Origin of the sequence: Rhizobium sp. FY34, from assembly GCF_005222845.1 — a bacterium.
Classification (GTDB): Bacteria; Pseudomonadota; Alphaproteobacteria; order Rhizobiales; family Rhizobiaceae; genus Neorhizobium.
This window is the reverse complement of sequence record NZ_STFZ01000036.1, coordinates 110,416-124,114: the sequence shown is the minus strand read 5'-3', so window position 1 is coordinate 124,114 and position 13,699 is coordinate 110,416. Positions and strand designations below refer to the sequence as shown.

Here is a 13,699-nt window from a genome sequence, read left to right as displayed (position 1 = left end):
GCTATGGCCGCCATCATCACGCAGGACAAGGCAATGGCCGTGGCGACGGTCGCGCGATCGCCTGGCTACTGGAGCGGTGTCGCCCGCAGGCTTTCGCGCGATCCGGTCGCTCTTGTCGCCCTGGGCCTCATCATTCTCCTCGTCGCCATGGCGATCCTGGCACCTTATCTGGCGCCCTATGATCCAACCAAGGCCAGTATGATCCGCCGGCTGAAGCCCATCGGAACGCCCGGCTACCTGCTCGGCACCGACGAACTGGGTCGCGACATGCTCTCGCGGCTGATCTATGGCGCAAGGCTATCGCTGATCATGGGCGTTATTCCGGTGCCGATCGCCTTCGTCATCGGCTCTGCCATCGGCATCGTCGCAGGCTATGTCGGCGGCATCACCAACACGCTGATTATGCGCACAGTCGATGTGTTCTACGCTTTTCCTTCGGTGCTGCTGGCGGTGGCGCTGTCTGGAACGCTCGGCTCGGGGCTCGGCAATGCGCTGGTCTCGCTCACCGTGGTTTTCATTCCGCAGATCGCACGTGTCGCCGAAAGCGTCACGACGCAGGTACGCCGGCTTGATTATGTCGATGCTGCCCGTGCGTCCGGTGCCAAGGGGCACACCATCATCCTCGTGCATGTGCTGGGCAATGTGCTGGGGCCAATCTTTGTCTTCGCCACCAGCCTGATTTCCGTCTCGATGATCCTTGCGTCCGGGCTCTCCTTTCTGGGGCTTGGGGTTCGTCCGCCGGATGCCGAATGGGGCCTGATGCTGAACACGCTGCGCACCGCCATCTATGTCAATCCCATGGTCGCCGCCTTGCCGGGGGTGATGATCTTTCTCACCTCGATCTGCTTCAATCTGTTTTCCGACGGACTTCGCTCAGCCATGGACGTGAAATCATGATGGACGCCGTACCAAACCCGTTAAACCAGCCAGGCGATCCGCGTGATCGGGGTGGACCAGCTCAACCGCTTCTCTCTGTTCGCGGTCTTGTTCGGCATTTCCCTGTTAAGGGCAGCGGCTTTCTCAAGCCGAAGAAAGTGGTATCTGCCGTTGATGGCGTCGATTTCGATATTTTGAAGGGTGAGACGCTTGGCGTTGTCGGCGAAAGCGGCTGCGGCAAGTCGACCACAGCGCGTGTTCTGATGCAATTGATCCGCCAGGATAGGGGCGAATTGCTGTTTGATGGCGAAAGCGTCGGCGGCACGCTGCCGCTGCGGGACTATCGCCGCCAGGTGCAGATGGTGTTCCAGGACAGCTATGCCTCGTTGAACCCGCGTCTGACGATCGAGGATTCCATTGCCTTTGGACCGCGCGTGCATGGTATCTCGCCAAGGGTTGCCATAGACCGTGCCCATGATCTCCTCCACCGCGTGGGACTGGAGCCGGGACGGTTTGCCGGGCGTTATCCGCATGAACTGTCGGGTGGCCAGCGCCAGCGCATCAATATCGCGCGCGCTCTTGCGCTCGAGCCTCGTCTGGTGATCCTTGACGAGGCAGTGTCGGCGCTCGACAAATCCGTGGAGGCGCAGGTGCTCAACCTGCTGCTCGACCTGAAACGGGATTTTGGCCTGACCTACATGTTTATTTCGCATGACCTCAATGTCGTGCGCTTCATGTGTGATCGGGTCATGGTCATGTATCTGGGAAAGGTCTGCGAGATCGGCACGCGCGATGCGATCTTCGATACGCCCGGCCATCCCTACACATCCGCTCTGCTTGCCTCCATGCCGAAAATGGATCCAGCCGAGCGCACCAAGGTTCCGCCGCTGTCGGGTGATCCGCCCAATCCCATCGATCCGCCACCCGGCTGTCGGTTCCATCCGCGCTGCAGCTTTTCCGAAGACATCTGCACCCGGATGCCGCCAGGCGTGTCGAGCGCAAAAACCCAACACTCCGTCGCCTGTCTTATGGCCGAACCCGGCGGGCTTCACAGCCGGGCCCCAGCCCTTCAGGAGAGCGGATCGTGATGAACCCCATGATTGAAATCGATAATCTCAGCGTGACCTTCAATCGCGGGCGAAAGCCTGTGCAGGCGGTAAACGGTGTCAGTCTTTCGGTAAAGACCGGCGAGGTGGTGGCGCTTCTGGGCGAATCCGGTTCGGGAAAAAGCGTGACCATGCGCTCCCTGCTAAGGCTGCATCCAAAAGGCACGACGATAACAGGTCGGATGCAGGTTGCCGGTCATGATGTGACGGCGCTGTCGGCCCGCCAGATTGCCGACTTTCGCGGCGCGGTCGCCTCCATGGTGTTTCAGGAGCCAAGGCTGGCGCTCGACCCGGTCTATACGCTCGGCGACCAGATCACCGAAGCGATCATGCGGCATGAAAAGCTGGGTCGCAATGAGGCTTTCGAGCGAGCGCTTGCGCTGTTTGAAAAAGTCCGTATCCCGTCTCCCGAACGCCGCCTGAAGACCTATCCGCATGAAATGTCCGGCGGAATGCTGCAGCGGGCGATGATTGCAATGGCGCTTGCGTGCAATCCCAGAGTTCTCCTCGCCGATGAACCGACCACGGCATTGGATGCCACCGTGCAGATCCAGATCCTGCTCCTGATCCGCGAACTCCAGGCGGAATACGGACTTTCGGTCATCTTCGTTACGCATGACATTGGAGTTGCCGCCGAAGTCGCCGACAGGATAGCGGTGATGTATGCCGGTCGGATCGTGGAAGAGGGAGCCGTCGCCGACATCATCCGCAATCCGCAGCATCCTTATACGCAAGGGCTGCTGGGCGCGCGGGTCGAGCTTGCCGGGCATCGTGACAGGCTGGTGACCATTCCGGGCGCACCGCCGGATCTGGCCGATATGCCCAAGGGCTGCGCCTTTGCGCCGCGCTGTGTGCGCGTGATGGAGGCCTGCGGGCAGGCTGTGCCGCCTCTCACCGGCACCAAGGGTGCGGGACAAGTGGCCTGCCTGCACTATGCTTAGGATGGTTGGGAAGATGATAGCCATGGCCGCATTGCGCCGAATGAGCAACCGCAGCACAGTTGTTGTTCATTCATGACGCATATTGTGCTGATAAACCCCAATACGCGCCAGGCAACGACGAGCATGATGGCCGGCATTGTGCGGGACCATCTTCCGCCCACCTGGACGCTGGAGGCCAGGACCGCCCGGCGCGGCGTGGCGATGATTGTCAATGACGCGGAATTGGCCGAGGCGGCAAGCGGCGTGGTGGAACTGGGGCTGGAAGCGGCCGGTGTCGCCGATGGCTTTCTCATCGCCGCCTTCGGTGATCCGGGCGCAGCCATTCTGCGGGCGGCCGTCACGGTACCCGTGGTCGGGCTTTGCGAGGCCGGCATGCTGGCGGCTGCGACAGAGGGTCGGCGCTTTGCGATCGCCACCGTGACGCCGGATCTGGTCGGCAGTTTCGCGGCCAAAGCCGCAGAACTCGGGCTTGCCGATCGCTATGCCGGCACGTGGTTGACGCAAGAAGAGCCCCGGAGGCTGGCCGCTGACCCTGAGGCGCTGCAAGACGCGCTTGAAATTGCTGTGCGCCAATGCTTTGAACTGGATGATGTCGATGCGGTGATCATCGGCGGCGGGCCGCTGGGCCAAGCGGCGGAGGCGCTTTCGGCGCGTTTTCAAAGGCCTGTCATTGCACCTTTGCGTGCAGCCGCCGATCGACTGGCAGCCCTTGTTGCCGAAGCTGACCGTTGAAAAGAGACGCGTGCGCGTCCACTATCCAGGCGGATGGAGGCGGAGAGAGAAGCGTGGCGAGAGACAAATCATTTTTGACGCAGGTGCGCCAGATATTGCCGGATCTCCATCCTGCGGAGCGGCGCCTGGGAGAATTGATTGCCGATTTTCCCGGCGAACTCGCCAGCTATTCCGCGCAGGAACTGGCAGCCCTTGCGCATGTCTCCAAGGCAACGGTATCCCGCTTCGTGCAGAGGCTGGGCTACGAGAATTATGAAGCAGCGCGCCGCCACGCGCGTGCGGAAGGCCGCACGGGGTCGAGGCTCTTTCTCGATAGCGCGAGCGATGGCTCCAAGCGGCAATCGGTCCATGCGCATGTCGCACAAGGACAACTCAATATCGAGGAAACCTTCGCGCCTATCAGCGATTCACAGGTGGACGCAATCGCCCAGGCCATTCTGGATGCCCGCAAGGTCTGGATCATCGGCTTTCGCAGCAGCCATCCCTTTGCAGCCTATATGCAATGGCAATTGACCCAGGTGATCGAGAATGTTCTCGCTATTCCCGGTGCCGGCGAAACCATGGGGGAGCATCTGGCAAGCCTGCGGCCCGAAGATCTGATAATATTTTTCGGCCTGCGCCGACGCGTTGCAAGTTTCGAACTGCTTGTCGAGCAAGTGACGCGCAGCAAGGCCTCGCTTCTATATATCAGCGACGAGGGTGCTCCGTTCGAGAAGCGGGCGACCTGGCACCTGCCGTGCCAAACCTGCGCGCCGGGCCCGCTGTTTAATCATACGGCCGTCATGGCGCTGTCGCATGTCTTGATCACGCGCTGCTTCGAAAAGGCCGGAGAACCGGGACGCAAGCGTCTGCGGCGCATAGAATTGCTGAACGACAGCCTTGAGGAGTTGTAGATTGCATCTGCAACAGGGAAAATTTCCTGCGCCGCCTTGATGTCATCGACTGTCACCTGGCTCAGCCCCGGCTCCTGCGTCCGGTAGCCATGCCATTGCAGAGTTTGCTGGAGCCTCGGAAAGGGAACCGGCGGCTCGGCGATCGCGATCCTCCCAAGAAACAGCATGCTTTACACCAGACTGTGTTTTTGCCAGCGTTCAAACCGACTGTGCCGCGTCTCTGCGAATATCTCGCGGCGTCTGGCCGAGCAGGCGCCGAACATTCCGACGCATCGCGAATTCCGTTCCGAAGCCAACGCGAAAGGCGATGTCTGAGATCGACAGTTTGCCGGCCATGAGAAGCGTTCTCGCTTTGTGAACGCGCACGTCGTTGAGATACGTTATCGGCGGCTGGCCCATAATGTCGCAGAATTCCTTCGCAAAAGACGCGCGGCTCATCCCGCAGGCCTTGGCCAGGGTCTCGAGGCTCCAGTGTTCGTCAAACCGTTTGTGAATAAGGGCAATGGCAGTCTGAAGTTTCGGATGCCTGATGCCCGCGATCCACCCCGTTTCGTAGCCGGATGACAGGATGTGGCGCCTCAGTTGTTCGATGACGATACCTTCCGCAAATCGGGCGCGGATGGCAAACTCACCCGGCTCCATGGTCCGGCCGTTAGCAAGATAGGTCCGGAATGCCTGAACCATGTGCGATGCCTGTTCCGACGCGTCGAGCAGGATGACGTCCGGCAAGCTGGGAAGAACTCTTTCCTCCACCGTTTCGGCAAGCTCGAAAGCGAAGCCGAGAAAACGGCTCTTGGCCCCGTCCCCGCCCCAAGCCTTTTCGAAGAAAACCGCCGGGAAATCGCTCAGCGGGTGAAACTGCGCTTCGTCCCAAAGGTCGGTCAATTTCGCAGCCGAAACCTTCGGGCCCGACGCGTATTTGATCGAGCCGCCGCGCGGCAGCAAAATGGACTGCCCGGCCGTGAGACGGATGTTGCGCCCATTCAAAAGGCTGATCCAACAACTGCCTTCGACCAGGATCAGATTGAAGCCGGGTCGAAACCCCTCCGTGCTAATCGCCCAAGGGGCCTTTAGCTGGAATTCGGTGATGTTCAGCTCTCTGAACGAAAGAGCTGCGAGAATATCGCCAAGCAGATCGGTCATCATTTGGATGATTTGTGCGAAAATTTGGATAATTGCAACTGTTTTATCTCCCATGCTCCGGTAGCTTTTTGGCTCCTAGGGAGAGGGAGGAGATAGGATGAAGAATCCAAAAGTCGCCATTATTGGCGCGGGTCCGGCTGGCATCACAGCGGGTTTGGCACTGAATAAGGCCGGCATTAATGTGACGGTCTACGAACGCGCAGAGGAGATTACGCCGCTTGGTGGTGCGCTGATCCTGAACGCCGTGGGTCTGACGATCCTGCGCCGGCTCGGGGTTGATGTCGAAGATATCTACAATGGCGTGCATGCCGAATTCCGTCGTTGGGACGGAAAAGTTCGGGCGCGGATCAACGTTTCCGAGGACTTGCTCGCTCAGGCCAATGCGTCCGGCTGGCAATCGGGTATGATGCGCAAGGAGCTTTACGCCAGAATGCTCGATGTCGTGCCCGACGATCTGATCGTCGCGGGCCATAAGTTCGAGCGCTACGAAGAGACTGCCGACGGCATCAAGATCCATTTCGCAAACGGCAAGGTCGAACATGCCGACGTCCTCGTGGGGTCCGACGGTATCCGGTCGCTGGTCCGCGGACAATTGTTCCCGGACACGCCGGAGCCCAAGAAACTCGGTATCGCGATCTGGCTCGGCTGGTGCGAGGCAGACGAAATCGACGTCAAGCAATGCGTCATCCAACACGACAAAAACTACCAGATGGGATATTGCCCGCTTATCTTCGAAGGCAAGAAGTGCTTCGAATGGTGGCTTGTCGAGGAATACAAGGGCGAGAAGCCACCCAAGGACGTGCCCGCCTATGTGCGCAACCTGGTCGGCCATTTCGCCGCCCCGACGCAGGAAATCATGAGCCGCACCGACACCGATGCGCATCTTTTTCGCTGGATCGTGGAGTATATTCCAGGGCTGAAACAATGGTCGAAGGGCCGTGTCACAATCATGGGCGATGCAGCGCATCCGACTTCCCCCTATGCCGCCTATGGCGCAGGGATGGCGATCGAGGATGGCTATTTCCTTGCCAAATTCCTGAAAGAAGCGGATCTGACCGATGCCAACTCGATCAAGGCTGCGCTGAAGCGGTACGAGGACCTGCGTCGCCCTTATACCAATTTCACCACCAAGTTCGCCCGTATTCTTGGGCGGGTCTATCACAACGTGCCCGGCCCGCTGCGCAGCCTTCGGGACTATCTGCTCGACAATGTCAAAGGGACGGGCCGGAAAATTGAAACGGGCATGACGGAAGACGCCGAAGCCCTTCTCAAAATGGTACTCAACGAGCCCTTCTGAGCGCGGCTCATCATCGTGGCCCCTTCGAAAGAACGGGCCACGATTGCGACACCTAGAGAGTATTTACCGCAAACTGGGGATCATTCTGACGGAGTGATTTTGTGACGAAAGCAAGCCGAGACACGAAGGACATATCCGCTGGATCTGGATAGGGCCGAGTGGCGCGGTGCCGATATCGTTACAAAGAGATGTCTTGGCGCGAGATTTTAGAGAGCGTGTTTCGACCTGATGGGATCGTATCATGGATCGAGACGAAGCGTTCTAGATGTGGCCATGACTTGAAGCGCTTCATGATCCGCTCCCGCCTGCGGGCTGGCTGGTGAGAATTCCCCGCCCGAACATTAAACCCTTTTCAGCGTGATGCACTACACTCGGCATGATCGCTTTCCTGCGCCGTAGGATCGCAGCCTGTCGGGGATCATTCAGGCGGCACGTTCCGGGCATCCGGGGCCCCGCTGTTGCAGAACAAGTTTACGATGCTACCCCGTTCATGTCGTCAGGCGGTCTTTGACGCAGACATTGTTCAACGTCACGGACATGTCACGACGAGCAACGGAATGCTGCTGGCGCTTGCCCGCCAGCAGCATTCCGAAGCGCTATTTCCGGTTCAAAACTTCGTTGCGAAATTGAGCCAGATCGTGTCGCCCTGGGCGCGATTTTCGGCCATAACGTCATGCTGCCAGGACGCGCTGATCTGCATGGCGGGGTTGATGCTGTAGGCCAGCGACGGACCGATCGCAAAGGCCTTGCCGCGGTGGCCGTCTGCCGGCGCAGTCGGGCCGGTGTCATCCGTCAACTGCTGCAGGTAGTAGCCGACAGCGCCGACACGGACCTTGCCGAAATTCCAGCCGACGGCATAATCAACGACCAGTTCGTTACCGCTCTTGTAGTCATTGTCAGTGTTCTCAGTATTGAAGATCATGCGCGCGGCCACACCAAATTCGAGGCCCTCAGGATCGAAATAGTGATAGCCAACCGTCGGCTGAAACGACCAGTGATTGAGACCGATATTGGGGAAGTCATTCTGGCCATACCGACCGGTCGGCGCGGCAATGTCGACGCCGAAGATAAAGCTCTGCTTCTGGTCAGGATACCAGGCGAGGCCGACGGCACCGACCATGTCGCCCAAACCGAAACTATCGTCAGAGGCGAAGGGCACCGACAGGTCGACATGGACCAGAGGCACGACCAGCTGTCCCCAGACCTTCGCTCCCGCGACCTCCAGGTCGGAAACATAGAGGAAGCGCAGGGTCTCTGAGACTGCCTTGACGTCAAAGTCGATCGGCAGCGCATTGCCATTACCATCATTGGTCTGATTGGCCGTGGAATAGCTCGTATGCGATAGGAAATAAAGGCCCGGATAGGGTGGGATCTGACCTGCGTAAAACTGCGGGGACCCGGGCGGGTATTGTGTATTGCCGTTTTCCGCCGCACCTGCCGCACTCACCGCCCCGCCCGATACCAGAGCGCCGAGAGCCAGACATTTCAAACTGTTCGCTATACCCATTCCGTCCTCCTAAAACATGAGATACTGGCGAGCACTCGGCCATTCCGACGAAAGCGTCGGTCACTCGATTGCCTGCGACACGGAACCAGCAAATCGGCAAAGAAGGAGCGTTCACCGCCGTGGCGGTGTCAGTCAGCTCCATCTGTGGCATTCCCCTCTCCCGAACCGTCAGCTGTTACACAGCTGCGGCAGATCCGCCTCGCCAGCAATGTTCCCTGCATTGCCGAGCGACCGCCTCATTCATGGATTAGAAGCGGAGTTGACATATGTAAAATCGTCATTCGGAATATTAAGTATTTACCGCCTGAATGCCTTGCCTGCCCTGTTCGCCGCTGTCCAGTGAGGCCCGAAACATCGTTGCCGCTTCCAGGATCTGCGCCCGCACCCAGGCCAACCCCGGATCCCGCGTCCGGTAGCTGTGCCATTGCAGCGACTGCTGGAGCGGCGGAAAGGGAAATGGCGGTGCGATGATCGCGATCCCGCCAAGGCCCAGCATGCTTTGCACCAGGCTGCGTTGCACCAGTGCAATGCGGGTCGTGCCGCGGATCAGAAGCGGCAGCGATGCGAAGGAAAACGTGCTCGCTTCCACCCGGATCGCCAGCCCGAACTGGCCGCAGATGCGCTGGGCGAAGCTTTCGCCGCCATTTGGCGGCTGCATCACCACATGCCCGGCCGCCAGCAGCGCCGCTTCGGTCATGGGCATATGCGCGAGCGGACTTTCGGCATCCACCACGCAACAGATCTCGTCTTCGAGCAGGTGTTCCGTCGGATGGCTGGCCGAGCAGAAGACGGCCGGCGCAATGAGCAGATCGGCTTCGCCGCGCTCCAGCAGCAGATGCGGGTAGTTCTGCTGCGGCTTGAAATCCACCTGCATGCCCGGCGCCTTCTGCGCCAGGATCTGAAGGAAGACCGGCATCACGGTGTGCAGCGAATAATCGGAAACGATGAGCTTGATGCGGCGCGTGCTTTCCTCAGGCGCAAAGGACGGCGTCGAGACCACCGCCGCCTCTATGCGCACGATGATGTCGCGCAGCGGTTCTTCGAGCGAAACAGCAAGCGGAGACAATTCCATCGCCCGCCCGACCTGGATCAGCAGTGGATCGTCGAAATAGTCGCGCAGGCGCCCCAAAGCATTGCTCATCGCCGATTGCGTGATGAACATTTCCTCGGCAGCACGACTGACATTGCGGACACGGATCAGCGTATCGAGAGCGGCGAGCAGATTGAGATCCAGGTTCTTGAAGCGCATGCGACATCCTCCATGTATTCACGGCGAAAATACAAATCATTCAATAAAGCAATTTTGTAAACAGTTTGATTGTCGTTAACTCTCGGTACCGGGGAGGACATATCGAAATGCGGGCTGCTTGCGGCCAGCGTTGTGATGGGGCCTCCCACGACATTCGCCGCAATCGGCGACCTCGAGGAGACCCAATGTTCAAGTATTTTCCGACCAATTATGTGTGGAACCTGTCTGTCAATCTCTCGATCGAGATGGGCGCGCGGATGGGCGAGATCGAGGAAATGTGTGCCCCGCTGCAGGAGGCTGCCAAGGCCCCCGATGCGGCCGGCACCCAGGCGTTCCGCGAAACCTGGATCAAGATGGCGGACAAGCTGGTCTCACTGGCAGACGACGATGAAGCCCTGGGCCGTTCCCTGTCGGCCGGAGACAAGCTGATCCGCGCCGGCAATTACATGCTGACCGCCGAGCGCCTTCTGGCGCATGGTACCGAAGGTCGCGTGGCGCTTTACCAGCGCTTTCTCGCAGCCTTCGAGAAAGGTCTGGCCCTGTCTGGCTCCTCATGCCGCCGGGTCGAGATCCCGTATGAAGGCAAGCATCTTTCGGCTCTCTATGTGCCGGCTGAGGGCGTCGATGGACCGCAGCCGCTGCTGGTGCAGGTCAACGGGCTCGATAGCACCAAGGAAATGAAACTTCTCGTTGGCCTGCCGGCATGGCTTGCCAAACGCGGCATTGCCTCCCTGATTGTCGATCAGCCGGGTACCGGCGAAGCGCTTCGCCTGCATGGTCTGACGGCCCGCTTCGACAGCGAGCACTGGGCAAGCCGTGTGGTCGACTGGCTGGAAGCGCAGCCCTTCGTTGATCCCAAGCGCATCGGCATGGAAGGCGTATCGCTGGGTGGCTACTACTGTCCGCGCGCTGTCGCCTTCGAGCCGCGCTTTGCCTGCGGCGTCGTGTGGGGCGCCAATCACGACTGGCGCGACGTGCAGAAGAAGCGCCTTGCCAAGGAAGGCAATTTCCCCGTGCCGCATTACTGGAGCCACGTCATGTGGGTCTGGGGTGCCAAGGACATGGACGAGTTCATGCAGATCGCCGAGAAGGTGCATCTCAATGGCGTCCTCGACCGTATCCGCGTGCCCTTCCTCGTCACCCATGGCGAAAAGGACAGCCAGATTCCGCTGCAATGGGCGCATGCCACCTATGAACAGCTGGTCAATAGCCCGAAGCGCGAATTGAAGATCTTCGACGAGCGGACGGGCGGCGTGCAGCATTCGAGCTTCGATAATTCGGTGAATGCCGGTGCCTATATCGCCGACTGGGTGGCTGAGGTTCTGGGCGGCAGGACCGCCGCCGCCTGAAAGCCTCCAACAGAAACGAACCGGATCTCAAAGGTCCGGAAGTGGGAGTAGAAGAATATGAATATCGTTGGTCCTGACTATCTCGTCTTCGGTGTCGATGACCTCGCAGACGCAATCGAATATCTGACAGCCTGGGGCCTGAAGCCGGTTGATGTGACGGACAGGGGCGGCCTCTTCGAGACGCTCGACGGAACCGGTGTCATCATCCGCCACAAGTCCGACCCGTCGCTGCCGCCGCCGCTGCCGACCTCCAACATGTTGCGCCAGCAGGTTTACGGCGTGCGCTCCGCTGCCGATCTCGACGCGATCGAAGCCGAACTTGGCAAGGATCGGCGCGTCACACGCCTCTCCAACGGCTCGATCGAAGTCAAGGACGACCACGGGTTCGAGTTGAAGTTCCAGGTCACGATCCGCCGTGAGCTCGACATGCCGGCCGAAAAGATCAATGCGCCTGGTGCCCCGGCCCAGCGCAAGCCGAACGAGATCGGCGTCTGGGAAGAGATGCCGGCCCTGCCCCGCACGCTCAGCCATGTCGTGTTGTTCGTGCCCGACATCGAGATCGCGACGAATTTCTACTGTTCGCGGCTCGGTTTCGTCATCACCGACGTCTTGAAGGGAGCCGGCCCCTTCCTGCGACCGAAGGCCAATGACGACCATCACACGCTCTTCTTCATCCGCACGCCGGACTACATGAAGGGTTGCGAGCACCTCGCCTTCCATATGGGCGGCCCGACCGAGCTGATGGTTGCCGGCACGCGCTTCGTGAAGAAGGGCTACCAGAGCTTCTGGGGTCCCGGCCGTCACAAATTCGGCTCGAATTGGTTCTGGTATTTCAACAGCCCGCTCGGCTGTCATTTCGAATACGACGCCGACATGGACAAGCACGACGACAGCTGGGTTGCGCGCGAAGCGCCGATGGGGGCTGAATCGTCTCAGATCGTGCTGTTCGAGATGCGCGAGAAATGGGCTCCCGGCGGCCCGCCTCCCGGCGCAAAGGGCTGAGAGGCCGGAGGTAAAGGCATGGGAGGAGAGCATGTCTAGCCATGCGGCACCAACCGGCTTTCAACAACAGGGTCAACGCCTCTGCCATAGGGACGATGTGGCGGAAGGCGAGGCGCGCGGCTTCGGGCCGCTGGAAGGCTCGAAGCGCAAGGTCATCGTTGTCCGGCGAAACGGAGCCCTGCACGCCTGGCTCGACGCCTGTCCGCATTACTCGACCGGCACGCCGATGGCCTGGAAGACCGATGCTTACCTGAATGGCGAGCGAACCCATCTCACCTGCCATTCCCACCATGCCCTGTTCGAAATGGATACGGGCCAATGCATTCTGGGGCCCTGCCTCGGACAGAGTTTGACACGAATTGAAATCGCTGTGGGCGAAGCGGGCGACGTGTTCGTCGTTGCACCATGCGAAGGAGGAGTAGCATGAATTCAGGTATCAGGAAGATCCTCGTCATCGGTGGCGGTTTTGCAGGCATGACGGCCGCCCTGCAATTGTCACGCCAGGGTTTCGAGGTCGATCTCGTCGAGATTGATGCCGGCTGGAGATCATACGGTGCGGGCATCAGCCTGCATGGCTCGACGCTTCGCGTCATAAAGCAGCTCGGTCTGATCGACCAGTTCATGCAGGAGGGTTTTGCGACCGACGGCGTTGAACTGCGCGGCCCGAATGATGCGGTGCTCATGAGCATTCCGACGCCGCGCGTTGCCGGACCCGAGATTCCGGGCGGCGGCGCAATCCTGCGCCCGGCGCTGGCGAAGATCCTGTCGCAGGCCGTGCGCAATTCTGCCACCAATATCCGCCTCGGCATGACCTTCACCGATATTTCCCAGGACGAAAACGGTGCAACAGTCACCTTCAGCGACGACAGCGTGTCGCGCTATGATCTGGTGATCGGCGCCGATGGCCTTTATTCGACTGTCCGAACCAAGGTCTTCCCCGATGCGCCGAAGCCCCGCTTCATCGGCCAGTCTGTCTGGCGCGCCATCCTGCCGCGTCCAGACGGCATTGATACGATCACCATGTGGATGGGGCCCAAGCTGAAGGTCGGCGTCAATTGCGTTACCGCGGACAAGGTCTATCTGTTCCTGACCGAAGATCGCGCCACCAATGAATTCGTGCCTCCGGAAACCTTCGTCGAAACTCTCCGGGGGCTGCTTGAACGCTTCCCCTCGCCGACGATCCGCAAGATTGCATCCGAGCTGTCGTCCGAGCATCACATCGTCTACCGCCCGCTTGAGCAGATGCTTCTGCCGCGGCCCTGGCATAGCAACCGCATCGCGCTGATCGGCGATGCCGTACATGCGACGACGCCCCATTTGGCTGCTGGCGCGTGCATTGGCATCGAAGATGCGATGGTGCTTGCAGAAGAACTCGTCAAGGGCAGCGACCTGCAGGGTGCCCTCACCGCCTTCGAAGAGCGCCGCTGGGATCGCTGCCGCATGGTGGTGGAGAATTCCGGTCGTCTGGCCGACATCGAGATCCAGGGCGGAAGCCGCGAGGAACACGCCTCGATCATGCAGCAATCCATGCGGTCGCTGGCCGGCGCAATCTGAACAAGAACAGGTGCATTGAGCGGACTGGGAGGCGGTTCGCCATGCACCTT

The 13,699-nt window shown here is 60.0% G+C and carries 13 protein-coding genes and 1 pseudogene; 10 read left to right on the top strand and 4 right to left on the bottom strand.

All coding sequences use genetic code 11. The features are described from left to right. Window positions 1-3: 3 nt before the first annotated feature. The 5 genes from E8M77_RS21775 (at window position 4) to E8M77_RS21755 (ending at window position 4,548) form a co-directional block, all read left to right on the top strand. A complete protein-coding gene (locus E8M77_RS21775; protein ID WP_137132717.1) occupies window positions 4-897 on the top strand; it encodes an ABC transporter permease in 894 nt (297 codons plus the stop codon). Beyond that, entirely contained in the window at window positions 894-1,964 is a 1,071-nt protein-coding gene (locus E8M77_RS21770) for an oligopeptide/dipeptide ABC transporter ATP-binding protein (protein ID WP_137132716.1), read from the top strand. Before E8M77_RS21775 ends, E8M77_RS21770 begins: the two co-directional genes overlap by 4 nt. Then, on the top strand, window positions 1,964-2,923 hold the full coding sequence (locus E8M77_RS21765) for an ABC transporter ATP-binding protein (RefSeq protein WP_137132715.1): 960 nt from the start codon (window positions 1,964-1,966) through the stop codon (window positions 2,921-2,923). The genes E8M77_RS21770 and E8M77_RS21765 overlap by 1 nt, the downstream gene beginning before the upstream one ends. Window positions 2,924-2,995: 72 nt before the next feature. After that, window positions 2,996-3,655, top strand: a complete 660-nt coding sequence (locus tag E8M77_RS21760; RefSeq protein ID WP_137132714.1) for an aspartate/glutamate racemase family protein — start codon at window positions 2,996-2,998, stop codon at window positions 3,653-3,655. A 53-nt stretch (window positions 3,656-3,708) separates the two neighbouring features. After that, window positions 3,709-4,548, top strand: coding sequence for a MurR/RpiR family transcriptional regulator (locus E8M77_RS21755; RefSeq protein ID WP_137132713.1), 840 nt, complete (start codon window positions 3,709-3,711; stop codon window positions 4,546-4,548). Window positions 4,549-4,746: 198 nt separating this feature from the next. Here E8M77_RS21755 and E8M77_RS21750 read toward each other — a convergent pair whose 3' ends face one another. Next, a complete protein-coding gene (locus E8M77_RS21750; protein ID WP_137132712.1) occupies window positions 4,747-5,745 on the bottom strand; it encodes an AraC family transcriptional regulator in 999 nt (332 codons plus the stop codon). Between the two features lie 43 nt (window positions 5,746-5,788). Here E8M77_RS21750 and E8M77_RS21745 point away from each other — a divergent pair, with 43 nt between their 5' ends. After that, window positions 5,789-6,988, top strand: coding sequence for an NAD(P)/FAD-dependent oxidoreductase (locus E8M77_RS21745; RefSeq protein ID WP_137132711.1), 1,200 nt, complete (start codon window positions 5,789-5,791; stop codon window positions 6,986-6,988). Between the two features lie 178 nt (window positions 6,989-7,166). Here the strand turns inward: E8M77_RS21745 and E8M77_RS24320 are convergent. The 3 genes and pseudogenes from E8M77_RS24320 to E8M77_RS21730 all read right to left on the bottom strand — a co-directional run. Beyond that, window positions 7,167-7,410 (bottom strand): annotated as a pseudogene (locus E8M77_RS24320) (IS6 family transposase); the annotation flags it as partial. A gap of 185 nt (window positions 7,411-7,595) precedes the next feature. Next, window positions 7,596-8,495: a transporter gene (locus E8M77_RS21735; RefSeq protein ID WP_137132710.1), complete on the bottom strand. Its 900-nt coding sequence runs from the start codon at window positions 8,493-8,495 to the stop codon at window positions 7,596-7,598. Window positions 8,496-8,784: 289 nt separating this feature from the next. Next, window positions 8,785-9,744 carry a LysR substrate-binding domain-containing protein gene (locus E8M77_RS21730; protein WP_137132709.1) on the bottom strand — a complete coding sequence of 320 codons (960 nt, stop codon included), beginning with the start codon at window positions 9,742-9,744 and terminating at the stop codon, window positions 8,785-8,787. A 185-nt stretch (window positions 9,745-9,929) separates the two neighbouring features. Here E8M77_RS21730 and E8M77_RS21725 point away from each other — a divergent pair, with 185 nt between their 5' ends. Genes E8M77_RS21725 through E8M77_RS21710 form a run of 4 tightly spaced genes read left to right on the top strand, consistent with a single transcriptional unit; the run spans window position 9,930 to window position 13,649 of the window. Next, window positions 9,930-11,093 (top strand): prolyl oligopeptidase family serine peptidase, encoded by a 1,164-nt coding sequence (locus E8M77_RS21725; RefSeq protein ID WP_137132708.1) that lies wholly within the window; start codon window positions 9,930-9,932, stop codon window positions 11,091-11,093. Between the two features lie 57 nt (window positions 11,094-11,150). Next, a complete protein-coding gene (locus E8M77_RS21720) occupies window positions 11,151-12,095 on the top strand; it encodes a VOC family protein (RefSeq protein WP_137132707.1) in 945 nt (314 codons plus the stop codon). 31 nt (window positions 12,096-12,126) lie between these two features. Further along, window positions 12,127-12,522, top strand: coding sequence for a Rieske 2Fe-2S domain-containing protein (locus E8M77_RS21715; RefSeq protein WP_137132706.1), 396 nt, complete (start codon window positions 12,127-12,129; stop codon window positions 12,520-12,522). Then, window positions 12,519-13,649 carry an FAD-dependent oxidoreductase gene (locus tag E8M77_RS21710; RefSeq protein WP_137132705.1) on the top strand — a complete coding sequence of 377 codons (1,131 nt, stop codon included), beginning with the start codon at window positions 12,519-12,521 and terminating at the stop codon, window positions 13,647-13,649. Before E8M77_RS21715 ends, E8M77_RS21710 begins: the two co-directional genes overlap by 4 nt. Window positions 13,650-13,699 lie beyond the last annotated feature (50 nt).